Here is a 24,754-nt window from a genome sequence, read left to right as displayed (position 1 = left end):
CATAGTGGCATAAAAAAGCCCCGACGACGCGGGGCGAAATCATGGGTTTACGCTTTAAGACGCACATTCACCACGCCGTCGGCCTGGCGTTCAACCAGCAGATCTTCCAGGCTGCTCAGCACGAGGTCGGCTTCATCCAGACGGGGGGCATCGGCAGGCACCTTGACCGCGATGGTGCGACAGCCTGCCGTCAGCCCGGAGAGCAGCCCCGCCGGCGCATCTTCCACCACCGCGCACTCCCCGGCAGGCAGCCCCAGCCGCTCGGCGCCCAGCAGATAGGCGTCCGGCGCCGGCTTGCCGTGCTTCACTTGCTCTGCGGTGACAAACACCTCCGGCATCGGCAGGCCCGCCGCGCGGTGACGCGCGTGCGCAACCGGAATCGAGCCGGAGGTGACAATCGCCCACGGGATCCCAGCCTCATTGAGCGAATTCAGCAGGGCTAACGCCCCCGGCAGGGCGACGATGCCTTCGATATCAGTGGCTTCCATCTGCTCGAGATAACGGAATTCGGCCTGGATATCTTCCTCGCTGCGACCCGGCATAAAATGGCGAATAGAGGTAATGGCCTGCTTGCCGTGAATAAAACTGAGAATTTCATCATGGTCGATGGCGAAACGATCCCCCCACTTGCACCATGAACGCTCCACCACCGGCAAGGAATCCACCAGCGTCCCGTCTAAATCGAACAGGAAACCTTTACACTGCACGGGCACCTCCCTCAGGCATTGATGATTTGGTTAATTTCGTTACTGCTCAGATGATACTGGCGCGGGCAGGCGTGCCAGACGCTCAGCATCCGCTGATATTTCTCCCACATCGGGGTCTGCGAGTTAAAGCCATGGGTGCCAGCGTCAAAGTGGCTGTAACGGCCTTCAACATTGACCATAAAGCGCACGTAGCCGAGAAAACGCGCTTCGGTGGCGGCATCAAAGCCGAGGAAGGTGACTCGGCGCTCGTCGATACCCTCCGCGTCTTTCAGGTTGGTCCAGGAGACGTGTAGCGCGTGGTACATCTCCATGATGTCGATAACGGTACGGCAGGTTTCTTCCGTCAACTGGCCGAACTCGCGGTCCAGTTCACGCATCTGCAGCCCATACCCACGCTCAATGATGGTTTGCAGACGACGGTAGCGCTCCGCATTGTCCGGGTCGAGCATCGTCATCATTTTGTACTGATTGGATAAAATCAGACGCTGCGCATTGGTCATTTCCATGTTGTGACTCCTGTAGCACGGTAGGGCGTGAAATAAAGAAGGCGCATAAATCATGCGCCTTCTTTTATATGCGTTTTCCGTAGTGAATTACAAATCATCAAGGAAAGTTTTATCGAGTTGTTTGAAGGCGCGCTTAAGCGTGTCAGCCAGCGCCTGATAATCGGGCTTGCCTTCGACAGGCGCCAGCGCCTGCCCCGCCTCCTGCAGTTTGCCGCGTACTTCGTAGAACCAGTTAAGAATGGAAGGCGGCAGCGGCGTCACTGAACGTTTACCCAACCACCATAACCCCTGCATCGGCAGGCTCAATGCAAACAGCGCGGTGGCCACGGCGGGACCCAGCTGGCCGCCCAACGCTATCTGCCAGCAGAGGGTGAAAATGGCGATCGGCGGCATGATGCGGATGGCGTAGCGGGTGGCACGAATGATGCGGTTTTCAATAAATACCGGCGCGAGGCGCTTGTCGAGAGGCCAGGTCTTGGCGTAGTGCTGCCCGCGGTTGAACAAGCTAAAGAAGCTAACGGGGCGTTTCTCAGGGGTCGACATGGCTTTACCTCAACTTTACATATAAAACTTAAAAAATTCGTGCAAAACACCAACTATGCATGACATCGTTCAAAAGATTTTGGCAAAGGATGCCGCAATCAGGTATCCTGTGCCCGCCTGAAAGGGCGGATAGACTCTTTTGCCAGGCTAGTCAAATTATCGCATATTCTGCCATTGGCTGAAAATTATGCAAAATGGCATAAAATCAAATGTACTTATCTCATCGTGCCTGAAAACAGAACAAGGCATGATGTTAATCATAAATGTCGAGGTCATCCTGCGCTACGCTAATGACACACTGACGTTTTTTTAGCCACGTATCATAAAAAGGTACTTCCATGTCGAGTAAGTTAGTACTGGTTCTGAACTGCGGTAGCTCCTCTCTGAAATTTGCTATCCTTGACGCCGTGAACGGCGACGAATACCTGTCCGGTTTAGCGGAATGCTTCCACCTGCCGGAAGCCCGTATCAAATGGAAAATTGACGGCGGCAAACAAGAAGCCGAATTAGGCGCGGGCGCCGCGCACAGCGAAGCACTGAACTTTATCGTTAACACTATTCTGGCACAAAAACCAGAACTGTCTGCTCAGCTGACCGCAATCGGCCACCGTATCGTCCACGGCGGCGAAAAATACACCAGCTCCGTAGTCATCGACGAGTCCGTGATTCAGGGCATTAAAGACGCCGCGTCCTTCGCCCCGCTGCACAACCCGGCACACCTGATCGGCATCGCTGAAGCGCTGAAATCCTTCCCGCACCTGAAATACAAAAACGTGGCAGTATTCGATACGGCGTTCCACCAGACCATGCCGGAAGAATCCTATCTCTACGCCCTGCCGTACAGCCTGTACAAAGAGCACGGCGTTCGTCGTTACGGCGCGCACGGCACCAGCCACTTCTACGTGACTCAGGAAGCCGCTAAGATCCTGAACAAGCCGGTTGAAGAGCTGAACATCATCACCTGCCACCTCGGCAACGGTGGTTCGGTTTCCGCTATTCGTAACGGCAAGTGCGTTGACACCTCCATGGGTCTGACCCCGCTGGAAGGCCTGGTGATGGGTACCCGCTCCGGCGATATCGATCCGGCCATCATCTTCCATCTGCACGACACCCTGGGCATGAGCGTTGACGCCATCAACAAAATGCTGACCAAAGAGTCCGGCCTGCTGGGCCTGACCGAAGTCACCAGCGACTGCCGCTACGTGGAAGACAACTACCAGGAAAAAGCCGACGCTAAACGCGCGATGGACGTCTACTGCCACCGCCTGGCGAAATACATCGGCTCCTACACCGCGCTGATGGACGGCCGTCTCGACGCCGTGATCTTCACCGGTGGCATCGGTGAAAACGCCGCGATGGTGCGTGAGCTGTCGCTGGGCAAACTGGGCGTACTGGGCTTTGAAGTTGACCATGAGCGTAACCTGGCTGCCCGCTTCGGCAAGTCTGGCTTCATCAACAAAGAAGGCACCCGTCCTGCCGTGGTTATCCCGACCAACGAAGAGCTGGTCATCGCGCAAGACGCCAGCCGTCTGACCGCATAATTCCACACCGCCAGCCCTGACCCGCAATACTTCGAGCTGCAGGAAAGCGGCGACACAGCAGATCCCCGGCGCGTACAGCGCGTACGCGACCGGGGCGAGCATGTAGAGCCAACGCACGTGCAACGTGGAGTATGACGGGTCGCTGGTGGTGCTGTTTTGTATCCCGCCTGATACTGGCGGTAACGAAAGAGGATATACCGTGTCCCGTACTATCATGTTAATTCCTACCGGTACCAGCGTAGGCCTGACCAGCGTCAGCCTCGGTGTGATCCGCGCTATGGAACGCAAAGGCGTTCGTCTGAGCGTCTTTAAACCTATCGCCCAGCCGCGCTCCGGCGGCGATGCCCCGGACCAGACCACCACCATCGTTCGCGCCAGCTCCTCCACCACCACCGCTGCCGAACCGCTGAAGATGAACCACGTTGAGTCTCTGCTCTCCAGCAATCAGAAAGATGTGCTGATGGAAGAGATCATCGCCAACTACCACGCGAACACTCAGGACGCGGAAGTGGTACTGGTGGAAGGCCTGGTGCCGACCCGTAAGCATCAGTTCGCCCAGGCGCTGAACTTTGAAATCGCCAAAACCCTGAACGCGGAAATCGTCTTCGTGATGTCGCAGGGCACTGATACGCCAGAACAGCTGAACGAGCGTATTGAACTGACCCGCAATAGCTTTGGCGGCGCGAAAAACACCAGCATCACCGGCGTTATCATCAACAAACTGAATGCGCCGGTCGACGAGCAGGGCCGTACCCGTCCTGACCTGTCAGAAATCTTCGACGACTCATCCAAAGCGAAAGTCGTGAAGATCGACCCGGCTCAGCTGCAAAACGGCAGCGCGCTGCCGGTGCTGGGCGCCGTACCGTGGAGCTTCGATCTGATCGCCACCCGCGCGATCGACATGGCCCATCACCTGAATGCGACCATCATCAACGAAGGCGACATCAACACCCGCCGCGTCAAATCCGTGACCTTCTGCGCGCGCAGCATCCCGCACATGCTGGAGCACTTCCGCGCGGGCTCGCTGCTGGTTACCTCCGCAGATCGTCCTGACGTGCTGGTTGCCGCCTGCCTGGCTGCGATGAACGGCGTGGAAATCGGCGCCATCCTGCTGACCGGCGGCTATGAAATGGACGCGCGCATCAGCAAGCTGTGCGAACGCGCCTTCGCCACCGGCCTGCCGGTATTCATGGTCAACACCAACACCTGGCAGACCTCCCTGAGCCTGCAGAGCTTCAACCTCGAAGTACCGGTTGACGATCACGAGCGCATTGAGAAAGTTCAGGAATACGTCGCCAACTACATCAACGCCGACTGGATCGAATCGCTGACCGCGACCTCCGAGCGCAGCCGTCGTCTCTCCCCACCAGCCTTCCGCTACCAGCTGACCGAGCTGGCGCGCAAAGCCGGCAAACGCGTGGTTCTGCCGGAAGGCGACGAGCCGCGTACCGTGAAAGCCGCCGCTATCTGCGCCGAACGCGGGATCGCCACCTGTGTGCTGCTGGGTAACCCGGATGAGATCAACCGCGTTGCGGCAGCGCAGGGCGTTGAGCTGGGCGCCGGTATCGAAATCGTCGACCCGGAAGTGGTACGCGAAAGCTACGTGGCTCGCCTGGTCGAACTGCGTAAGAGCAAGGGCATGACCGAAGCGGTCGCCCGCGAGCAGCTGGAAGATAACGTGGTTCTCGGCACCCTGATGCTGGAACAAGACGAAGTCGACGGCCTGGTGTCCGGCGCGGTACACACCACCGCCAACACCATTCGTCCGCCGCTGCAGCTGATCAAAACCGCACCGGGCAGCTCGCTGGTCTCTTCGGTGTTCTTCATGCTGCTGCCGGAACAGGTTTACGTTTACGGCGACTGCGCGATCAACCCGGATCCGACCGCAGAGCAGCTGGCGGAAATCGCGATTCAGTCCGCTGACTCCGCGATTGCCTTCGGCATCGAACCGCGCGTGGCGATGCTCTCCTACTCCACCGGTACTTCCGGCGCGGGTAGCGATGTAGAAAAAGTCCGCGAAGCGACCCGTCTGGCGCAGGAAAAACGTCCTGACCTGATGATCGACGGTCCGCTGCAGTATGACGCCGCGGTGATGGCTGACGTCGCGAAATCCAAAGCGCCGAACTCGCCGGTAGCTGGTCGCGCGACCGTGTTCATCTTCCCGGATCTGAACACCGGTAACACCACTTACAAAGCGGTACAACGCTCTGCCGACCTGATCTCCATCGGGCCGATGCTGCAGGGTATGCGCAAGCCGGTCAACGATCTGTCTCGTGGCGCGCTGGTAGACGATATCGTCTACACCATCGCACTGACCGCGATCCAGTCAGCTCAGCAGCAGAAGTAATCGCTCGCTGAGAGAAAAGCAAAAGGCAGCCAGATGGCTGCCTTTTTTTGTCAGGAGGCGAACAGCGTTTGCTGCCACGCGTTCGCGCGATTATTCGCGCTCGCTCTCTTCCGCGTCATCATACTCGTTACCGGCGTTGCGGGTCATCCACAGCGCCAGCGCTTTCAGGGAGTCGGGCGTGAACTCATCGCAGCGGGCGGTGATCTCTTCCGGCGTTAACCAGCACACCTCGCTTACCTCTTCTTCCTGCAGGGCAAACGGCCCGTGGGAAACGCAGCTGAACAGGCTTCCCCAGACGCGGCAGAATTTATCTTCGTAGTAGAACTGGCCGTGATCGGCGAACGGCACCCCGGCGATGCCTAACTCCTCTTCCGCCTCGCGGCGGGCCGACTCCAGCAATTGCTCATCAGCCTGCACGACACCGCCGGCGGTGGCATCCAGCATGCCCGGATGAAAGTCTTTTGTCTCGGTGCGTCGCTGCACCAGAATTTTCCCCATTCCGTCGTGAACGACGATATAGGTCGCCCGGTGGCGCAGGCACTGCGCGCGCATCTGCTCGCGGCTGGACTGTGCTATCACCTCATTGTTTTCATTAACAATATCGACCCATTCTGTGCTTGCCAAATGATTCTGTTCCGCCATCAGGAAACCTTACTTTAAAAGCGCTCTTGCGGCGCGTCTTTATGATTGAGGGCTAAATTACGGGTAAATTGCGACCTCTGCAATAACCTGATTATCATTGAGTGCTAAAACCTGCAGACGCCCCTCATCCAGTAGCCCATAGCTGGCGGAATATCCCCCTTTCGGGATACTCACTGAGCCTGGATTAAACAGAGAGATCGCCCCGCGTTTTTCAGCAACCGGAATATGAGTATGGCCATACGCCAGGACATCGCCAGCGGCAAGTGGCGGCAAATTGTCCGGGCTATACAGATGACCGTGGGTCAGAAACAGGCGATAGCCTTCGCCAAGCACCTGCTGCCAGGGCGCGGTCATGGGAAAACGAAGCAGCATTTGATCCACTTCGCTGTCGCAGTTACCGCGGACGGCAATGATGCGCTCCGCCACGCTGTTCAGCCGCTCGGCCACCTCCGCCGGCGCATAGCCTTCCGGCAACGCGTTGCGCGGTCCGTGATTAAGCACATCGCCGAGGATGATCAGCCACCTGGCGCCACTTTGCGCGAAACGTTCAAGCACGCGTTCCGTGGCGGGCAGCGAACCATGAATATCGGAGGCAAACATCAGCTTCATAGGTTCCATCTCCACTGGTTACGATGCCTCTATGATAGCGGAAGCGCAGCGGGTTATCAGCCTCCGCGTTTGGCGGAAAGCGCCACGTAACGCTGGATTGAGGCCCGCTGCCACTGGAACGCCGCATAATCCGCCAGCGCCTCCGGCACCTCATCGCCATTGAGAACCAGACGATTGAGCATCAGCGCCAGGTCGGCGTCGGCTATAGACCATTCGCCGAATAAATTTTGCCCGCCGTGGGCCAGCAGTGTGGTCGCGGTGGCAAACAGTTTTTCCGCCGACCGCTTGCCTGCCTCGCTGAGCGCCGGCATTTTCACTCCGCCAAACACCACGGCGGTGGATCGCTCTTCACGAATGGGCACCAGATCGCTGCGCAGCCAGGCCTGGATCTGCCGGGCGCGGGCCCGCTTTTGCAGATCGTGTGGATAAAGGCGCTCCCACTCAGGCGGCGCGAAACGTTCATCCAGATATTCGGTAATCGCCGAAGACTCGCTCAGCGCGAAATCGTCAACCTCAAGCAGCGGTACGCGACGGGTGGCGGCATAGCCCGTCCAGCCGGCCTGCAGATGTTCGCCGCGGTTCAGGTCGATGGTTTTAAGGCTAAAAGGCAGGCTCTTTTCCTGCAGCGCGACATAGACAGACATCACGTACGGTGAGAAAAAATCGGCATCGGACCACAGGGTAATCACAGGCTGGCTCATAGCTTCCTCAGGGTTGGTAGACAGGGCAATAAACCAACATAGCCTGTCTTACAGGCGATGTCACTGCTCGCCCGCTGCGTGGCTGGCGACAGACCGACGCGCCGCTCGCGGATTTTCTCCCGGGTCGCGCAGCTTCACCTATACTCGATCAGTTTGCGACCCACGACGGCGGGAAATATTATGATCGATCTCTACTATGCGCCCACCCCAAACGGCCACAAAATCACCCTCTTTCTCGAAGAGGCGCAGCTGGCTTATCGGCTAATCCGGGTCGATATCGGTAAAGGGGAGCAGTTTCATCCGCAGTTTCTGGCGATTTCGCCGAATAACAAAATTCCGGCTATCGTCGACCACATGCCTGCTGACGGCAGCGCGCCGTTGAGCGTCTTTGAGTCCGGCGCCATTCTGCTCTATCTGGCGGAAAAAAGCGGCAAGCTGCTGAGCGGGGAGCTGCGGGCGCGCTATACCACCCTGCAGTGGCTGTTCTGGCAGGTCGGCGGCCTGGGACCGATGCTGGGGCAAAATCAGCATTTTTCCCACTCAGCGCCGCAAACCGTGCCCTACGCGATTGAGCGTTTTCAGGTGGAAACCCAGCGACTCTACGGGGTACTGAATCACCGCCTGGGATCAAGCCCGTGGCTGGGCGGGGACCACTACAGCATCGCCGACATCGCCGCCTGGCCCTGGGTGAACTGCCATGTCCGCCAGCGGATCGATCTGGCGAACTATCCGGCGGTGCATAACTGGTATGAGCGCATTAAGCAGCGGCCGGCGACGGTGGAAGCGATGCTAAAAATTCAGTCTTATTAACCCCCTGCTCGCCCGTCGCGCTTTGTTGTATGATTGCAGGACTTACACCACGGAGGAAGCCTGCAATGTCTCAACCAGACGCCATTATTCGTATTAAGAACCTGCGCCTGCGTACTTTTATTGGTATTAAAGAGGAAGAGATCGCCAACCGCCAGGACGTGGTGGTGAATGTGGCCATTCACTACCCTGCCGATAAAGCGCGCGACAGCGAGGACATTAATGATGCGTTGAACTACCGCACCATTACCAAACGCATCATCAGCCATCTTGAGAATGGTCGTTTTTCACTGCTGGAAAAATTAACTCAGGATGTGCTGAATATCGCATGCGAACATCACTGGGTCACATATGCTGAAGTGGAGATCGATAAACTTCACGCGCTGCGCTATGCCGACTCGGTATCCATGACCATGAGCTGGCGGCGCTAACCATGTCAGGGAGGTGGTATGAAGATCCTGCTTACTGGTGGTACCGGCCTGATTGGCCGACATCTGATACCCAGATTGCTGGAGCTCGGGCATAGCGTCACGGTCTCCACCCGGCATCCGGATACCGCCCGCGCCCGTCTCGATCCGCGCGTCACGCTGTGGCGCGATTTCGAGGGCCATCACCACCTCAATGACATCGATGCCGTCATCAATCTGGCGGGCGAGCCTATCGCCGATAAACGCTGGACCGCCGAACAGAAACAGCGCTTATGCCATAGTCGCTGGGATCTCACTCAGCGGTTGGTGGGCCTGATCCACGCCAGCGACACCCCTCCCTCCGTGCTGATCAGCGGGTCAGCCACCGGCTATTACGGCGACCTCGGCGAAGTGGTGGTGACCGAAGAAGAGCCGCCGCACAATGAGTTTACCCATAAGCTCTGCGCCCGCTGGGAGCAAATTGCCTGCGAAGCGCAAAGCGAGCGCACTCGCGTCTGTCTGCTGCGCACCGGCGTGGTACTGGCGCCGCGGGGCGGTATTCTCGGCAAAATGACCCCAGCCTTTAAGCTCGGCCTCGGCGGGCCTATCGGCAGCGGCAGACAGTACCTGGCCTGGATCCATATCGACGATATGGTTAACGGCATTCTGTGGCTGCTGGATAACGATCTGCGCGGCCCGTTCAATATGGTTTCGCCCTATCCCGTGCATAACGAGCAGTTCGCCCACGCGCTGGGTCATGCGCTCAATCGACCGGCGATTTTCCGCGTCCCCGCCGCCGCCATCCGCCTGCTGATGGGCGAATCCGCCGTCCTGGTGCTCGGCGGTCAGCGCGCGCTGCCTAAGCGGCTGGAAGCCGCCGGCTTCGCCTTCCGCTGGTACGATCTCGACGAAGCGCTAAAGGATGTGCTGAGTTAATGGCTGACACGGGGGTGCATTGGCTCCCCTGATTCCATTCTGCTGGCTAATGCCCCACGCCTGGATGGTCTCAGCCTGGCGCTGCAGCGTCGCCCTATCCCGGAGAACCCGCGCCCTGAAGCGCCTGAGTTCATCGCCAGCGGGCCGGTTCGCCGGTGTTACCAGGCGGAGTAAAGTGCTAAGGTAGGCCTTTCCTTCTTCGTATTGACTGCCTTATGACGACCATCACCACGCCTCGCCTTTCGCTTACCCGCTTTGTTACCGATGACTGGCCCTTTTTTCTGCGCCTGCGCCAGGATCCGCAGGTGATGCGTTTTATGGGCGAAATGTTAAGCGAGGAGGCATTGCGCAGCGTGTTCGCCAGTCGCTGCGCCGATCCCGGCGTGTATGTTCTGCATAATCAGCACGGCGATGCGCTGGGCGATATTGGGCTTCGCATCAGCCCTAAAAATCCGCACGAGGCCGACGTCGGCTATGCGCTGCTGCCCGAGGCTCAGGGAAAAGGGTATGCCAGCGAAGCGCTGCGGGCGATCTGCGATTATGGTTTCAGTACGCTGGGGGTGCGGGCTATCAATGCCTGGGTTTTGGCAGAGAATCGTGGCTCATCGCGCCTGCTGGAGAAGCAGGGCTTTGTACGCACGCAGGTGCTGGAGAAAGCCTATCATCTGAACGGCGTCGATTACGATGACTGGATCTACCGGCTGGAGCGTGGATCCCACCCGGCGCCCGCGGACGCCGGGTGAGCTGTTTATTTCAGCGAACCTTTCAGAAACTGCTGCAGGCGCGGGCTTTTCGGCGCGCCGAACAGCGCGTCCGGATGCCCTTCTTCTTCAATTTTTCCCTGATGCAGGAAAATGACATGCGAAGAGACGTGGCGGGCAAAGCCCATTTCGTGGGTCACCACCACCATGGTTTTCCCCTCTTCCGCCAGCTGCTGCATAATGCGTAACACTTCGCCCACCAGCTCCGGATCCAGCGCGGAGGTCGGCTCATCAAACAGCAGCACCTCCGGCTCCATCGCCAGCGCGCGGGCAATAGAGACACGCTGCTGCTGGCCGCCGGAAAGATGCACCGGGTATTTCGCCTGCTGACGTTCGTCTATCCCGACCTTGGCCAGGTATTTTACCGCCCGTTCGCGCGCTTCCTGTTTGCTTAAGCCCAGCACCTGAATCGGCGCCTCCATGACGTTCTCCAGCACCGTCATATGGCTCCACAGATTGAAATGCTGAAACACCATGGTCAACCGGGTGCGCAGCAGGCGCAGCTGATTCTTGTCGGCTACCTTCAGCTGGCCGTCTTTATCCCGTACCAGGCCAATATTCTGGCCGCTGACGACGATCGTGCCTTCGCTCGGTTTTTCAAGGAAGTTAATACAACGCAAAAAGGTACTTTTCCCGGAACCCGATGAACCGATGATACTGATAACGTCCCCGGCTTTCGCCTGCAGCGAGACGCCCTTCAGCACCTCGTGTTCCCCATAGCGTTTATGCAGATCGATAACGTTTAATTTATTGTCGGACATGGCGTTCTCAATGCGTTGAAGAAGGTTTGATATGCTGCAACCAGCGCTTTTCCGCTTTGCGGAACAAGCTAATCAGCACATACGAGATAATTAAATAGAGCACCGCTGCGATACCGAAGGCGGTGAACGGTTGATAGGTGGCCGAGTTGATATCGCGGGCGATTTTCAGCAGATCCGGCACCGTGGCGGTAAACGCCAGCGCCGTTGAGTGCAGCATCAGGATCACTTCGTTACTGTAGGCCGGCAGCGCAATCCGCAGCGCGGAAGGCAGGATGATGCAGCGGTACAGTTTGACCGAAGAGAAGCCGTAGGCCCGCGCCGCTTCAATTTCGCCCGCCGGTACCGAGCGGATCGCGCCGGCGAAAATTTCGGTGGTATAGGCGCAGGTGTTCAGGGTCAGCGCCAGCACCGTACAGTTTAACCCACTGCGGAAAAAGGCGTTCAGCAGTTCAGTGCCTTTGACGATTTCCAGGGTGTACATGCCGGAGTAAAAGACCAATAGCTGCACGTACAGCGGCGTGCCGCGAAATATGTAAGTAAACAGCCAGATGGGAAACTGGATGAACTTATTGCTCGAAACGCGGCCGATAGCCAGAAAGACCGCCAGGATGCCTCCCATGACCACCGAAGAGATCAGCAACCATAAGGTAATCGCCACGCCGGTAAAGCGATAGCCGTCGGTCCACAGCAGTGATTTCCAGTACTCCTGAATAATTTCAATCACAGGTCAGCCCTCTTCACGCCAACGGTATAGCGGCGTTCGAGCAGCAGCAGTACGCCATTAGACAGGGTGGTAAACACCAGATAAATCAGGCCGCAGACGATGGCGAAGTAGAACGGCTGCCAGGTGCTTTTGCCCGCCAGCTGCGTGGCTTTGACCACATCCTCCAGCCCCAGCAGCGAGACCAGCGCCGTCGCCTTGAGGATAACCTGCCAGTTGTTGCCGATCCCCGGCAGCGCGTAGCGCATCATCGCCGGGAACAGGATGCGCCGGAACGTCTGCCCGCCGCTGAAGCCAAAGGCGGTGGCCGCTTCGATATGCCCCTTCGGCACCGCCAGGTAGGCGCCGCGGAAGGTTTCCGTAAAATAGGCGCCATAGATAAAGCCAAGGGTAATTATCCCGGCGATCATCGGGTCAATATCAAACTGCGACATGCCCAACGCGTCGGTGACGCTGTTGAGCGCAATCTGCAGGCCGTAGAAAATCAACAGCATCAGCACCAGGTCGGGGACGCCGCGGATCAGTGTGGTATAGCCTTCAAACACCAGCGCCAGAGGACGGTTGCTCGATAGCTTTGCGCCCGCGCCCGCCAGCCCGATCAGGACGGCGAGAACGACCGAGCTGAGCGCAAGCTCCAGGGTGACGAGCGCACCCTGCAAAATAACCTGTGAAAACCCATACAGCATGCTGCCTACCCTGTCTGTCATCCACCACTGCGCGTGAATCGGACGCGCAGTGGTGAGGCGTGAGAATTATTCGCCGTATACGTTAAAATCGAAATATTTTTTCGCCAGCTTGTCGTAGGTGCCGTCCTTACGCATCTCTGCAAACGCCTTATTCAGCGCTTCACGCAGTTCGTTGTCTTCCTTACGCAGCCCCATACCGGTGCCGACGCCGAACAGCTTTTCGTCTTTAATCGACGGACCGCCAAACTGGTAATCTTTACCGATAGGCTGTTTCAGGAACCCTTCGCTGGCCGCGACCTCATCCTGGAAAGCGGCATCAATACGGCCGGCGGTCAGGTCGGAATAGATATTGTCCTGTCCCTGATAAGAGACAATCTCGATACCTTTCGGCGCCCAGTGCTCATTACCATAAGTTTCCTGCGTCGTGCCCTGCAGCACGCCCACGCGCTTCCCCTTCAGGGTGGCGAGGTCCGGCGTCACGGGGCTGCCCTTTTTCACCACCAGACGCGAATCAGCCGCATACAGTTTGTCGGTGAAAGCGATTTCCTGTTGACGCTTTTCGGTAATCGACAGCGAAGACATAATCGCGTCGATTTTCTTCGCTTTTAAAGAGGGGATCAGCGCATCCAGCGGGTTTTCCACAAAGGTACATTGGGTATTAATACGCTTACACAGCTCTTTTGCCAGATCGATATCAAAACCCACCAATTCCCCCTGCGCATTCTTCGATTCGAAGGGAGCATAAGTCGGATCGGTACCGATACGAATTTTTTGCGGAATAGCGGCAAAGACCGTGGAAACGCTGGAAAGGGCCAGCGCTAAAGAGAGAGACAACGCCAGTTTTTTCATAACTATCCTCGACAGACTGTCATTCTAACGGGTTTATTAGAACTATTAACACCAGTTATCGTGCCATTATTCGCCCCTTGAGGGCAAAGATTTATGCACCAGAAAGGCCATTTTTTTGCATCACAAACGCTTAACTATGCATTTTTTAGCCACAAAAGCGGCCGCCTTTGCACTAAAATGATCCACAGCGTCTGGCGATGCACCTTTTCAGGGCTTTTACACGAGCATGGCGGCAGGCCCACCCGATAGCGCGGGCCTGCGGCAGTCTTAGTCGCCGTAGACGTTAAAATCGAAGTATTTCTTCGCCATTTTGTCGTAGGTGCCGTCTTTGCGCATCTCGCCCAGCGCTTTATCAAACGCGGCTTTCAGCTCGGCGTCGTCCTTACGCAGGCCGATACCGGTGCCGTCGCCAAAGTACTTTTTGTCTTTAACCGACGGGCCGGCGAAGGCGAAATCTTTCCCGGCGGGCTGTTTGAGGAAGCCTTCGCTGGCGGCGACTTCATCCTGCAGCGCCGCATCCAGACGACCCGCGGAGAGGTCGGAATAGATCAGGTCCTGGTTTTGATAGGCCACCACGTCAACGCCCTGGCTGCGCCAGCGATCGTTAGCATAGGCTTCCTGCGTGGAGCCCTGCAGCACGCCGACGTGTTTACCTTTCAGCGCTTCCAGCGTCGGCTGGATCGGCGAGCCTTTGGCCGCGATCAGACGGGAGTCGGCGGCATAAAGCTTGTCAGAGAAGGCGATCTCTTGCTGGCGCTTCTCGGTGATGGAGAGCGAGGAGATGATGGCGTCAATTTTCTTCGCCTTGAGGGAGGGGATCAGGGAGTCAAAATCACTGCCGACCCAGGTACATTTCACCTTAATACGGGAGCACAGTTCATTGCCTAAATCGATATCAAAGCCAACAAAGTCCCCTTTCGCGTCTTTCGACGAAAACGGCGCATAGGTCGCGTCAGTGCCAATGCGAATGCTCTGCGGCAGAGCAGCGAATACGCTGGCCGTGCTGCTCATTCCCACGAGTAAAGAGAGAGCCAGAATCGTCTTCTTCATACAGTACCCTTAAGTGTCGTGATGTGGTGCGTTGCTTGTTATGGTGATTGCCGAGCAATCCTGCAGTTTTTGTGCCATCTTCCCGGTGCGTGCCGGGAACAGGGTTAAATTTGTTAAAATAAAGTTGCAGGATTGTCTTAAAAGGGAAGATACCAGCATTACTGGCGAAACCGCAGCGCCTGAGCGCAAAAAGACGAAATAAATGTCGAGGATTTGATCGGGACGACAAATTTGCACCACCGCAGCGCAAGCGTACATTTCACGCACCTATTTGGTGCAATCCTGGGCCCCTTGCCAGCGAGTAAACAAGTCTTGTTCCAGGCTAATGTCGAACTGATCGAGCACCCGGTTGACGGTCTGGTTGATAACATCATCCAGGCTTTGCGGCCGATGGTAGAAGGCCGGCACCGGCGGCATAATCACCGCCCCCAGCTCCGCGGCCTGCACCAGCAGACGCAGATGGCCAAGATGGAACGGGGTCTCCCGCACGCAGAGCACAAGCGGACGACGCTCCTTCAGCACCACATCCGCCGCCCGCGTCAGCAGACCATCCGTGTAGCTATGGACAATACCCGAGAGCGTTTTCATTGAGCAGGGTAAAATCACCATCCCGGCGGTTTTAAACGAGCCGGAGGAGATGCTGGCGGCGATATCGCGGGCATCATGCACCACATCAGCCAGCGCCTGCACTTCACGCACGGTAAAGTCGGTCTCCATCGCCAGCGTCTGGCGCGCCGCCTGGCTGAGGATCAAATGGGTTTCAATATCCGGCACATCCCGTAGCACCTGCAGCATCCGCACGCCATAGATGGCGCCGCTGGCGCCGGAAATGCCAATAATCAGTCGTTTCACGTTCAGTTACCCCTTGCGCGTCGTGCCGCAGACTTTGCCGGATTATAGCCGTTGGCGCAACCATTGACGCACGGTTGCCGGGCGAAAAAAAGGCCCGCCTTCCATCAGGAACGGCGGGCCCGCGACGCGCGAACGGCTTAACCCTCGTTGTGCATCTCGAGGTTTTCGACTTCGTTCTGCAGCTGAACCGCTTTGGCATCATCGTTACGCAGGGAATCGAGGTAGTCGAGGTACTGCTGGTCGACATCCCGGGTGACGTATACCCCGTTGAACACTGAGCATTCAAACTGCTGAATATCCGGATTTTCCGCGCGCACCGCTTCGATCAGATCGTTGAGATCCTGGAAAATCAGGCCATCGGCGCCGATGATCTGGCGGATCTCATCCACTTCGCGGCCATGGGCGATGAGTTCGTTGGCGGTCGGCATATCGATACCGTACACGTTCGGGAAACGAATTTCCGGCGCGGCTGAGGCCAGATACACTTTTTTCGCCCCTGCTTCGCGCGCCATCTCGATGATCTGCTCCGAGGTGGTGCCGCGGACGATGGAATCGTCCACCAGCAGCACGTTCTTATCGCGGAACTCCGCACGGTTGGCGTTGAGCTTGCGGCGCACAGACTTACGACGCAGCTGCTGACCCGGCATGATAAATGTGCGGCCGACGTAGCGGTTCTTCACGAAGCCCTGACGATAAGGCTTGTCAAGGATGCGGGCGATCTCCAGCGCGATATCGCAGGAGGTCTCCGGGATCGGGATAACGACGTCAATATCCAGATCTTCCCACTCGCGGGCAATCTTTTCGCCAAGCTTAGTCCCCATATTGACGCGGGCGCTGTAGACGGAAATTTTGTCGATAAACGAGTCCGGACGGGCAAAATAGACATACTCGAACAGGCACGGGTTGCTGACCGGGTTATCGGCGCACTGACGGGTAAACAGCTGGCCCTTCTCGGTAATATAAACCGCTTCGCCCGGCGCCACATCGCGCAGGAATTCAAAGCCAAGGGTGTCAAGCGCCACGCTTTCCGAGGCCACCATATACTCGGTGCGGCCATCGCCTACGTCACGTTTGCCCAGTACCAGCGGACGAATGCCGTTCGGGTCGCGGAAGGCCACCATGCCATGACCGATGATCATCGCCACGCAAGCGTACGCGCCGCGGATCAGGCGGTTGGTCGCCGCAATCGCGGCAAAGATGTTGTCCGCTTCCAGTGGGTAGTGACGGAAGTTATCCAGCTCACTGGCGAAAATATTGAGGAGGATTTCGGAATCTGAGGTGGTATTGATATGGCGGCGTTTTTCTTCAAACAGCTTTTTACGCAGCTCATGGGCGTTGGTCAGGTTGCCGTTATGCGCCAACGTGATGCCATACGGCGAGTTGACGTAAAACGGCTGCGCTTCGGAGGCGCTGGAGCTGCCCGCCGTGGGGTAACGCACGTGGCCAATACCCATATTGCCCTGCATACGCTGCATATGGCGGGCTTCGAATACGTCGCTTACCAGCCCGTTAGCCTTACGCAACCGGAAGCAGTTGTTGGCATCAATGGTGATGATGCCAGCGGCATCCTGTCCACGGTGCTGGAGCACCGTTAGCGCATCATAAATCGACTGGTTAACCGGCATAACACCGGCGATACCGACAATACCGCACATACGTCTTTTCCTCGTTCAGCAACGACCCAAAGTCTATACTTTAGGCAAGAAACTTGACGAGCTTTGCAGGTATTCAAAAAACCATCTGATGACGGGGGTAAAATAGGGAATAAACTGCGACTGCTGCCAGTCATCGCTCTTCGCCATCCCGGTAAAGGTGTCAAGGAAGAACAGGATAGCGGCGATGATCAGCACCCCACGTAGCGCGCCGAAGCAGATCCCCAATACCCTGTCGGTACCTGACAAACCGGTCTTCTCCACCAGCTGGCCTATCACATAGTTCACGATAGCGCCAACGATGAGCGTCACGATAAACAGCGCCGCAATAGCAATCCCATTTCGAACCCGTTCATCCTCAAAGCCCGTAAACCAGACAGACAGGTCAGCGTAGTAGTGGCTGGCGACATAAAACGCGCAACCCCACGTGACTAACGATAAAGCTTCGCGAACGAAGCCGCGGATCAGGCTGACCAGGCAAGAAAGACCCAGCACCGCCATAATGGCGTAATCAATCCAGACCATATACGTCCCACGATTTTACGCCCTGTCGTCCAGTTCGGGGCGCATTCTAACAGAAAAAGAAAACGTTTGCGTAGGGATTTCCTTGCCCTACAGAAATAAAAATGGCGCTGAAAAAACATTCAACGCCAGACTGCCTTTCGCCTCTTCAGGGCGGCTGAGACAGGGTTTGCGGGGCGTTTAGCCCCGCCGCGTTCTCTCCGCATGGCGGAAAAAAACCATCAGTTCGGGGTGAAGCCCATCACCACCCCGCTGAGCCCGGAGATCTGTTGCAGATCGCCCAACTGGCCCTTCAGCTTGTCTTTTGACGCATCCGGGCCGACGAGGATACGGGTAATTTTACCCTGTACCGGCGTCGAAGGCGACGTATAGACTTTGAAGCCCGATGCCCGTAGTTTACCGACGATCTCGTTCACCTTATCGGCGTTCTTCAACGCGCCCAGCTGGACCACATAGGCCTTGCCGGTCGGTGCCGGCAGGGCCGCCTGCTGCTGCGGTGGTTGCTGCTGCTGAGGCTTAGCCGGCGGAGGGGTAGGCGTAGCAGCCTGCTGTTGCGGCTTCGGCTGCGGCTTCGGCTGGGGTTTAGGCTGCGGTTTCGCGGCAACCACCGGCTCCTGAACGTCATCGAAGCTGTTGCTGTTCACCGGGATACGCGACGGATCTAACGATGGCGCAGCGGCATCGCCAGCCCGCACCTCCTCCGCCGCCCCTTCCGGCGGCTGCGAAGGCAGCGCCTGAGTCGCCGCCGGCAGCATATCAGGTTCATCGCGATCGCCGGGTTTCGGCACCAGCGGGATCGCGGCAAACTCATCCTGATAATGCTTTTTCTGCCCGTCCAGCAGCCCTGGCAGGATAATCACCCCCAGCGCCACCAGCACGATTGTCCCGACTAAACGGTTCTGAAACTTACTCGCCACCGATTCTCCCCGCGTCAATCTCTTCCATTACCTGCGCTACCGTGTGAAATGAACCACACACCAGCACTGTATCTTCCGCTTGAGCGTCAGCCATGGCCGCGCGCCATGCCTGCGCCACGCTGCTATAGACTGTGCCGCCACGCAAATGTTCCACCAGCTGCTCCGCCGTCGCCCCGCGCGGACCCTCCAGCGGCGCGCAGTACCAGACGTCAACTTCCGGCGTCAGATTGGCCAGCGTACCGGCGATGTCCTTATCATGCAGCATACCAATAACCGCCAGCACGCGTCCCGTTTTCGCTAACGTTTTGAGACGCCCGGCGAGATAAGCCGCCGCGTGCGGGTTATGCGCCACATCGAGGATCACCCGCGGGGCGTCGCTGATAATCTGAAAGCGTCCCGGCAGCATCGCGTCGCGGATCCCCGCGCGCAGGATAGCGTCATCCACGGCAAGGCCGCTGGCGCGCAGCGCCGCCACGGCCGTGGCGGCATTCGGCAACGGCACCTGAGGCAGCGGCAGGCGGCTTAACGCCCCGCCCGCGTCGCGGAAGGACCATGTCTCGCCTTCCACCTCATAGCGCCAGTCGACGCCGCGGCGCTGGAGCAGCGCGCCCTTCTCGCGCGCCACTTCAGCAATGGTATGCGGCATATCCGGCTCCCCTACCACCGCCGGTTTACCGGCACGGAAGATACCGGCTTTCTCCCGGCCGATACTGTCGCGATCCGGTCCCAGCCAGTCGGTATGATCGAGGGCGATGCTGGTGACCACGGCGACGTCGGCATCCACGATATTGGTGGCGTCGAGACGGCCGCCGAGGCCCACCTCCAGGATCACCACATCCAGCTGCGCCTGCTTAAACAACCATAGCGCAGAGAGCGTGCCGTACTCAAAATAGGTCAGCGAGATGTCGCCCCGCGCCGCTTCAATCTCCGCAAACGAGGCCGTATGCGCTGCCTCCGGCAGTTCCGCGCCCTGAATGCGCACGCGTTCGGTGTAGCGCACCAGATGCGGAGAGCTGTAGACACCCACTTTATAGCCCGCCGCCATCAGGACCGTTTCCAGCGTGCGGCAGGTGGTGCCTTTGCCATTGGTGCCCGCGACCGTAAAGACGAACGGCGCCGGTTTGACGATATCCATCTGCCGCGCGACCTCGCTGACGCGCGCCAGCCCCAGGTCGATGGTTTTACTGTGCAGATGTTCCAGATAAGAAAGCCACGTAGCCAGGGGCGACGTGGCCTGAGGAATAGGATCTTTTTCCATGATGCCCGCAAGAATTGACGGTTAACGCGTTTGAATAAAAAAGGGCAGCGCCGCCAGGCCCTGCCCTCTGCTTTATCAGGCCTCGGGTTCCTGATCCGGTGCCGGCGGCACCACCACGCCTTCATGAGGCGTTTCCGAAGCGGCAACCGGCGCCGGCAGGTTCATCAGCTTCGCCAGAATGCTGGCCAGCTTGAGACGCATTTCCGGACGGCGAACGATCATATCGATCGCCCCTTTTTCAATCAGGAACTCACTGCGCTGGAATCCCGGCGGCAGCTTCTCACGTACGGTCTGCTCAATGACGCGAGGACCGGCAAAGCCGATCAGCGCTTTCGGCTCGGCAATGTTCAGGTCGCCCAGCATCGCAAAGCTCGCCGATACGCCGCCCATGGTCGGGTCGGTCAGCACAGAGATGTACGGTAATCCGCGCTCCTGCATTTTTGCCAGTGCCGCGGAGGTTTTCGCCATCTGCATCAGCGACATCAGCGCTTCCTGCATACGGGCGCCACCGGAGGCGGAGAAGCAGATCAGCGGGCAGTTATCTTCCAGCGCCTGCTCCACCGCGCGCACAAAGCGTGCGCCAACGACGGAACCCATCGATCCCCCCATAAAGGAGAATTCAAAGGCCGCGGCCACCACCGGCATCGCGTAGAGCGTACCTTTCATCACCACCAGCGCGTCTTTTTCGCCCGTCTCTTTTTGAGCGGACGCCAGGCGGTCTTTGTATTTTTTTGAATCGCGGAACTTCAGCACATCTTTTGGCTCAAGTTCGCTACCCAGTTCCACCAGGGAACCTTCATCCAACAGGCTATGCAGGCGATTACGCGCCGACATGCGCATATGGTGATCGCACTTAGGACAAACCTCCAGGTTGCGCTCCAGCTCGGCGCGGTAGAGTACCTGACCGCAGCTGTCGCACTTGGTCCATACACCCTCAGGAATGCTCGCCTTGCGGGTGGGAGTGATGTTGCTTTTAATTCGTTCAATCCAGCTCATTGATAACCTTTCTGCCTGAACCTGGTCGATGCCAGTTTTGTCGTAAGGGGCGCATAATGCCATTTTTGCCTCTTACAGACCATGAATGTTGCACATTAAATCATATCATCCCGGAACATGGGATAAAAAAGTGGTCAAACCGCTGCGCGTGACGCTCGTGCACCGTCACGCGCAACGCAGGCTAAACTACTTCGCCTGCTTCGCCGCCGCCCGCTTATGGCGAATAATCTCAATCACGCCCGGCAGGACGGAAAGCACGATGATCGCCACGATCAGCAGCTTCAGGTTCTCCTGCACCACCGGCAGATCGCCAAACAGATAGCCGGCGTAGGTGAACAGCAGCACCCACAGCAGCGCCCCGACGACGTTATAGGCCGCAAAATGACGATAGGACATATGCCCCATTCCCGCCACAAACGGCGCGAAGGTTCGGACTATCGGCACAAAGCGCGCCAGGATAATGGTTTTTCCGCCGTGACGTTCGTAGAAGCTATGGGTTTTATCCAGATAGCTGCGACGGAAAATCTTCGAGTTCGGGTTGCTGAACAGCTTTTCGCCGAAAAGCCGGCCAATGGTGTAGTTGACCGCATCGCCGACGATAGCCGCGATGACCATCAGCAATACCATCAGGTGGACATTCAGATCGTTGGTGGGCAGGGCCGAGAGCGCGCCCGCGACGAACAGCAGGGAATCCCCCGGCAGGAACGGCGTTACCACCAGCCCGGTTTCGCAGAACAGAATCAAAAACAGAATGGCATAAACCCAGACGCCATACTGGGCGACCAGCTCGGCCAGGTGCACATCAATATGCAGGATGAAATCAATTAAAAAGTGAATCAAGTCCATGTTTGTCTTTACCCTTAATGACCCTATTAGTCCGCCAGAAACAGCGGGCCCATTGGCAGCACCGGTAAATCATAATGGGCCGGGTAATCCACCGACACCAGATACAACCCTTCCGCTTTTGCCGTTGCCGCAGCGAGCGTCCTGTCTTTTGCTGCCAGCAGTTCTGCCATCCAGCTCTCCGGCTGGTTTCCGGCCCCGATTTCCATCAGGCTGCCCACAATATTCCTGACCATATGATGTACAAAGGCATTCGCTTTGATATCCACCACCACATAAGCGCCGTAGCGGGTAACGTTAATATGCATCACGTTGCGCCACGGGGTACGCGACTGGCACTGCACCGCGCGAAACGAGGTAAAGTCATTCTCCCCCAGCAGACACTGTGCGGCACGCTGCATGCGCGCGGCGTCGAGCGGCTGGTGAAAATGCGTGACGCCCTGACTTAATACCGCCGGACGCAGGCGATGATTATAGATGACGTAACGATAGCGGCGCGCCGTGGCGCTGAACCGGGCGTGAAAATCCGCCGGGACATGTTTGACCCAACGCACCGCGATGTCACCAGGTAAATTCGCATTTACCCCCAACGTCCAGGCGGCATCTTTACGCTGCGCCCGGGTTTCGAAATGCACCACCTGGCCGGTGCCATGGACACCGGCGTCGGTGCGGCCGGCGCAAAAGACGGTAATGGGTTCGTTCGCCACCTGCGAGAGCGCCTTTTCCAGCTTCTCCTGCACGCTGCGTACTTCGTTTTGCCGCTGCCAGCCGTAATATTTGCTACCGTCGTACTCGATGCCCAGCGCGATTTTACAGACCGGCTGTTGCTCCATCTCAGACATCAGTACAGGTACTCCTCAATCAGCTTCTCGGCGATCTTCACCGCCATCAGCGCGCCGCCGAAGCGGACGTTATCCGCCACCGACCAGAACTGGACTTGCTCCGGCATACCGTAATCATTATGCACGCAGCCGATGGAGAGACGGGCGTTGCCGGAGGCGTCGCCAACCTGAGTGGGGAATTCGCCCTCTTCAGAAAGTTCGATCTCCTCGCCGCGGGTAAAGGCGTCACGCGCCTCTTCCGCCGCCAGCGGACGCATCGCTTCAAAGTTCACCATCTGCGCATGGCCGTAGAAGACCGGCGACTGGACGACGCTGGCGGAGATCATCAGCCCGTCATCCTGAAGAATTTTGCGCGCTTCATCGACGATACGGCGCTCTTCGCGCACGCTACCTTCACGATCCGGCAGCAGCGGCAGCATGTTGAAGGCCAGCTGGCGGCCAAAGAAATCGTCTTCATCGATGGGGATGCCGTTCAGCAGCTTGGCGCTCTGCCCTGCCAGCGCATCCACCGCTTTTTTCCCCTGCCCTGAGGCGGAGAGCAGGTTAGTGACGCTAATACGCGACAGTCCACCCTGATCGATAAGCGGCTTCAGCGCCGTCAGCAGCTGGCTGGTCAGACTATTGGGCACCGCAATCAGATTGCGGTTGCGGTAATCGCCTAACACGAACGGGTTCACGTCCGGCACCACCAGCGGTACGTCCGGCTCCAGCGCAAACAGGCCGCTGAGATCGATAACCAGACATCCGGCGTTTGTCGCATCTTCGACATACGCTGCGCTGGCTTCGACGCCTGCGGCAAAGAAAGCCAGCTGGGCCTGGGTCCAGTCAAACTCGGCGGCGTCCTTGACGATCACCGACTTGCCACCAAAACGCAGATGTTCGCCCGCGCTTTCATTGCGCGCCAGAGCAAAAATCTCCCCCACCGGGAACTGGCGTTCAGCGAGAGTTTCGAGCAGGGCTTCGCCTACGGCGCCCGTTGCGCCCAGTACGGCAATATTCCAGCCTTCAGACATGGTGGTTTACTCCAGAAATAAAGCGGCCCTGCCGGAGTATCCGGCAGGGGCATTAAGAAGACATTAACGAACAGGATGATGCACGGCGTTAAAACCGAGCTGGCGCAACAGCGTCGCCGCCTGCTCATCGCTGCACTGCACGTACAGCGAAGACCATTCGCGACGTTCCTGATAATTTTTACGCAGCTTGTCGAATTCACCGGCGACGCCCGCCACCTTCCGCAGCGGCGCATCATCGCGGCGCACATCATACACCAAATGAACCAGTCTTTTCAGCGTCGGCTGATCGAGCGGGCCATGCAGGGTGATGCGGCCAAACTCCGGGGCCGGCAGCAGGGTATCCAGCGCCACCTGCTGCGGATGACCGATAAAGGCGCTATAGGCTTCGAATACCTGCGTCGTCCCGCGCGCCTTCCCTTCAAGGGTGTAGCCGGCGATATGCGCCGTGCCGATATCCACCCGCTTGAGAAGCGCTATGTTGAGATCCGGCTCCGGCTCCCAAACGTCCAGCACCACGCTCAGGGACTGACCGGCTTCCAGGCGTTTCAGCAACGCGGCGTTATCCACCACCGGCCCGCGGCAGGCGTTGATCAAAATCGTTCCGGGCTTCAGGCGGCTAATCAGCGCCTCATCCGCCAGATGCAACGTTTTATATTGTCCTTCTTTATACAGCGGGGTATGGAAGGTGAGGACATCGGCCTGCTGGACCAGATCGTCAAGGGAGCGGAAGTCGCCTTCGTCGCCGCGGTCAGCGCGCGGCGGATCGCAGAGCAGAGTTTTGATGCCCAGCGCCTCCAGACGCTTTTGCAGCCGCCCGCCGACGTTACCGACGCCGACAATCCCGACGGTGCGATCGCGCAGCGCGAAGCCGTCACGTTCGGCCAGCATCAGCAGCGATGAAAAGACATACTCCACCACCGCAATGGCGTTGCAGCCTGGCGCCGCGGAGAAACCAATCCCCGCCTGCTGCAGCCACGCCTGATCGACATGATCGGTGCCTGCGGTCGCGGTGCCGACGAACCTGATGGCCTTGCCGGCAAGCAATGCTTCATTGACCCGGGTGACCGAGCGCACCATTAAGGCATCCGCATCGGTCAGGGCATCGGCCGGGACCGGGCGGCCCGGGATCGCCTGCACGTCGCCTAAACGGCTAAAAAGCTCACGGGCATAGGGCATATTTTCATCAACGAGGATTTTCACAGTTCAGTACCTGTCTGAGAACGAGAGTTAACCGGGGAAGTGTGCCATAATCTGGCCGCCAGGCATACTCATCACCTGGTTCCAG

29 protein-coding genes are annotated in these 24,754 nt (G+C 58.0%); 7 read left to right on the top strand and 22 right to left on the bottom strand.

Annotated features, from left to right (window positions below; genetic code table 11):
• Positions 1-47 precede the first annotated feature (47 nt).
• The 3 genes from ABLV54_RS24290 to yfbV form a co-directional block, all read right to left on the bottom strand.
• A complete protein-coding gene (locus ABLV54_RS24290; protein ID WP_023290514.1) occupies positions 48-707 on the bottom strand; it encodes a sugar phosphatase in 660 nt (219 codons plus the stop codon).
• A gap of 11 nt (positions 708-718) precedes the next feature.
• On the bottom strand, positions 719-1,213 hold the full coding sequence (locus tag ABLV54_RS24285) for a YfbU family protein (RefSeq protein ID WP_023290515.1): 495 nt from the start codon (positions 1,211-1,213) through the stop codon (positions 719-721).
• A gap of 87 nt (positions 1,214-1,300) precedes the next feature.
• A complete protein-coding gene (yfbV, locus tag ABLV54_RS24280; protein ID WP_002913194.1) occupies positions 1,301-1,756 on the bottom strand; it encodes a terminus macrodomain insulation protein YfbV in 456 nt (151 codons plus the stop codon).
• A 338-nt stretch (positions 1,757-2,094) separates the two neighbouring features.
• Here yfbV and ackA point away from each other — a divergent pair, with 338 nt between their 5' ends.
• Together ackA and pta are read left to right on the top strand one after the other, a co-directional pair.
• Entirely contained in the window at positions 2,095-3,297 is a 1,203-nt protein-coding gene (gene ackA / locus ABLV54_RS24275; RefSeq protein WP_348814243.1) for an acetate kinase, read from the top strand.
• 199 nt (positions 3,298-3,496) lie between these two features.
• Entirely contained in the window at positions 3,497-5,644 is a 2,148-nt protein-coding gene (gene pta, locus ABLV54_RS24270) for a phosphate acetyltransferase (RefSeq protein ID WP_032453599.1), read from the top strand.
• 90 nt (positions 5,645-5,734) lie between these two features.
• Here the strand turns inward: pta and yfcD are convergent, their stop codons facing one another.
• The 3 genes from yfcD to yfcF are packed head-to-tail and all read right to left on the bottom strand — an operon-like array spanning position 5,735 to position 7,596.
• Positions 5,735-6,286 carry an NUDIX hydrolase YfcD gene (gene yfcD, locus ABLV54_RS24265; RefSeq protein ID WP_002913197.1) on the bottom strand — a complete coding sequence of 184 codons (552 nt, stop codon included), beginning with the start codon at positions 6,284-6,286 and terminating at the stop codon, positions 5,735-5,737.
• A 57-nt stretch (positions 6,287-6,343) separates the two neighbouring features.
• Complete coding sequence (gene yfcE / locus ABLV54_RS24260) at positions 6,344-6,895, bottom strand: phosphodiesterase (RefSeq protein ID WP_023290517.1); 552 nt, start codon at positions 6,893-6,895, stop codon at positions 6,344-6,346.
• Between the two features lie 56 nt (positions 6,896-6,951).
• A complete protein-coding gene (gene yfcF / locus ABLV54_RS24255) occupies positions 6,952-7,596 on the bottom strand; it encodes a glutathione transferase (protein ID WP_032453600.1) in 645 nt (214 codons plus the stop codon).
• Between the two features lie 180 nt (positions 7,597-7,776).
• Here yfcF and yfcG point away from each other — a divergent pair, with 180 nt between their 5' ends.
• The 3 genes from yfcG (at position 7,777) to ABLV54_RS24240 (ending at position 9,746) form a co-directional block, all read left to right on the top strand.
• Positions 7,777-8,406, top strand: coding sequence for a GSH-dependent disulfide bond oxidoreductase (gene yfcG / locus ABLV54_RS24250; RefSeq protein WP_101881361.1), 630 nt, complete (start codon positions 7,777-7,779; stop codon positions 8,404-8,406).
• A 65-nt stretch (positions 8,407-8,471) separates the two neighbouring features.
• Positions 8,472-8,834 carry a dihydroneopterin triphosphate 2'-epimerase gene (gene folX / locus ABLV54_RS24245; RefSeq protein WP_002913200.1) on the top strand — a complete coding sequence of 121 codons (363 nt, stop codon included), beginning with the start codon at positions 8,472-8,474 and terminating at the stop codon, positions 8,832-8,834.
• An 18-nt stretch (positions 8,835-8,852) separates the two neighbouring features.
• Positions 8,853-9,746, top strand: coding sequence for a TIGR01777 family oxidoreductase (locus ABLV54_RS24240; protein WP_017899519.1), 894 nt, complete (start codon positions 8,853-8,855; stop codon positions 9,744-9,746).
• Here ABLV54_RS24240 and ABLV54_RS24235 read toward each other — a convergent pair.
• Entirely contained in the window at positions 9,726-9,833 is a 108-nt protein-coding gene (locus tag ABLV54_RS24235) for a hypothetical protein (RefSeq protein WP_032453602.1), read from the bottom strand. The two genes, ABLV54_RS24240 and ABLV54_RS24235, sit on opposite strands and share 21 nt — an antisense overlap.
• A gap of 128 nt (positions 9,834-9,961) precedes the next feature.
• Between ABLV54_RS24235 and ABLV54_RS24230 the strand changes: the two genes are divergently transcribed.
• Positions 9,962-10,489: a GNAT family N-acetyltransferase gene (locus tag ABLV54_RS24230; protein ID WP_101881362.1), complete on the top strand. Its 528-nt coding sequence runs from the start codon at positions 9,962-9,964 to the stop codon at positions 10,487-10,489.
• Positions 10,490-10,494: 5 nt separating this feature from the next.
• Here the strand turns inward: ABLV54_RS24230 and hisP are convergent, their stop codons facing one another.
• From hisP to argT, 5 genes are all read right to left on the bottom strand, one after another.
• The gene (hisP, locus tag ABLV54_RS24225; RefSeq protein WP_002913206.1) at positions 10,495-11,268 is read right to left on the bottom strand and encodes a histidine ABC transporter ATP-binding protein HisP; all 774 of its coding nucleotides are present in this window, start codon (positions 11,266-11,268) and stop codon (positions 10,495-10,497) included.
• Positions 11,269-11,275: 7 nt separating this feature from the next.
• Positions 11,276-11,992: a histidine ABC transporter permease HisM gene (gene hisM, locus ABLV54_RS24220; protein ID WP_002913207.1), complete on the bottom strand. Its 717-nt coding sequence runs from the start codon at positions 11,990-11,992 to the stop codon at positions 11,276-11,278.
• Complete coding sequence (locus ABLV54_RS24215; protein WP_023290521.1) at positions 11,989-12,675, bottom strand: histidine ABC transporter permease HisQ; 687 nt, start codon at positions 12,673-12,675, stop codon at positions 11,989-11,991. Before ABLV54_RS24215 ends, hisM begins: the two co-directional genes overlap by 4 nt.
• Positions 12,676-12,741: 66 nt before the next feature.
• Positions 12,742-13,524: a histidine ABC transporter substrate-binding protein HisJ gene (gene hisJ, locus ABLV54_RS24210; RefSeq protein ID WP_002913209.1), complete on the bottom strand. Its 783-nt coding sequence runs from the start codon at positions 13,522-13,524 to the stop codon at positions 12,742-12,744.
• 267 nt (positions 13,525-13,791) lie between these two features.
• On the bottom strand, positions 13,792-14,574 hold the full coding sequence (argT, locus tag ABLV54_RS24205) for a lysine/arginine/ornithine ABC transporter substrate-binding protein ArgT (protein ID WP_004180753.1): 783 nt from the start codon (positions 14,572-14,574) through the stop codon (positions 13,792-13,794).
• Positions 14,575-14,614: 40 nt separating this feature from the next.
• Between argT and ABLV54_RS24200 the strand changes: the two genes are divergently transcribed.
• The gene (locus ABLV54_RS24200; protein ID WP_032424512.1) at positions 14,615-14,776 is read left to right on the top strand and encodes a hypothetical protein; all 162 of its coding nucleotides are present in this window, start codon (positions 14,615-14,617) and stop codon (positions 14,774-14,776) included.
• Between the two features lie 65 nt (positions 14,777-14,841).
• On the opposite strand, the gene ABLV54_RS24195 is transcribed toward ABLV54_RS24200, so the two are convergent.
• The 10 genes from ABLV54_RS24195 to pdxB all read right to left on the bottom strand — a co-directional run bounded on the left by ABLV54_RS24195 (position 14,842) and on the right by pdxB (position 24,669).
• Positions 14,842-15,426: a UbiX family flavin prenyltransferase gene (locus tag ABLV54_RS24195; RefSeq protein WP_023290522.1), complete on the bottom strand. Its 585-nt coding sequence runs from the start codon at positions 15,424-15,426 to the stop codon at positions 14,842-14,844.
• Positions 15,427-15,563: 137 nt separating this feature from the next.
• Positions 15,564-17,081, bottom strand: coding sequence for an amidophosphoribosyltransferase (purF, locus tag ABLV54_RS24190; protein WP_004180758.1), 1,518 nt, complete (start codon positions 17,079-17,081; stop codon positions 15,564-15,566).
• 33 nt (positions 17,082-17,114) lie between these two features.
• A complete protein-coding gene (gene cvpA / locus ABLV54_RS24185) occupies positions 17,115-17,603 on the bottom strand; it encodes a colicin V production protein (RefSeq protein ID WP_023290523.1) in 489 nt (162 codons plus the stop codon).
• A gap of 218 nt (positions 17,604-17,821) precedes the next feature.
• Positions 17,822-18,517: a cell division protein DedD gene (gene dedD, locus ABLV54_RS24180; protein ID WP_023290524.1), complete on the bottom strand. Its 696-nt coding sequence runs from the start codon at positions 18,515-18,517 to the stop codon at positions 17,822-17,824.
• Entirely contained in the window at positions 18,507-19,775 is a 1,269-nt protein-coding gene (gene folC / locus ABLV54_RS24175; protein ID WP_023290525.1) for a bifunctional tetrahydrofolate synthase/dihydrofolate synthase, read from the bottom strand. Before folC ends, dedD begins: the two co-directional genes overlap by 11 nt.
• A gap of 75 nt (positions 19,776-19,850) precedes the next feature.
• Positions 19,851-20,771: an acetyl-CoA carboxylase, carboxyltransferase subunit beta gene (gene accD, locus ABLV54_RS24170; protein ID WP_004201773.1), complete on the bottom strand. Its 921-nt coding sequence runs from the start codon at positions 20,769-20,771 to the stop codon at positions 19,851-19,853.
• Between the two features lie 186 nt (positions 20,772-20,957).
• On the bottom strand, positions 20,958-21,617 hold the full coding sequence (locus ABLV54_RS24165) for a DedA family protein (protein WP_002913221.1): 660 nt from the start codon (positions 21,615-21,617) through the stop codon (positions 20,958-20,960).
• Between the two features lie 26 nt (positions 21,618-21,643).
• Positions 21,644-22,456 (bottom strand): tRNA pseudouridine(38-40) synthase TruA, encoded by an 813-nt coding sequence (truA, locus tag ABLV54_RS24160; protein WP_032453605.1) that lies wholly within the window; start codon positions 22,454-22,456, stop codon positions 21,644-21,646.
• Entirely contained in the window at positions 22,456-23,469 is a 1,014-nt protein-coding gene (locus tag ABLV54_RS24155; protein WP_023290529.1) for an aspartate-semialdehyde dehydrogenase, read from the bottom strand. Before ABLV54_RS24155 ends, truA begins: the two co-directional genes overlap by 1 nt.
• 63 nt (positions 23,470-23,532) lie before the next feature.
• The gene (pdxB, locus tag ABLV54_RS24150; RefSeq protein WP_032453607.1) at positions 23,533-24,669 is read right to left on the bottom strand and encodes a 4-phosphoerythronate dehydrogenase PdxB; all 1,137 of its coding nucleotides are present in this window, start codon (positions 24,667-24,669) and stop codon (positions 23,533-23,535) included.
• Between the last annotated feature and the right edge of the window lie 85 nt (positions 24,670-24,754).

Source organism: Klebsiella sp. JB_Kp042 (assembly GCF_040065275.1).
In the GTDB taxonomy this organism is placed as follows: domain Bacteria; phylum Pseudomonadota; class Gammaproteobacteria; order Enterobacterales; family Enterobacteriaceae; genus Klebsiella; species Klebsiella quasipneumoniae.
This window is presented reverse-complemented; position numbering and strand designations above follow the sequence as displayed.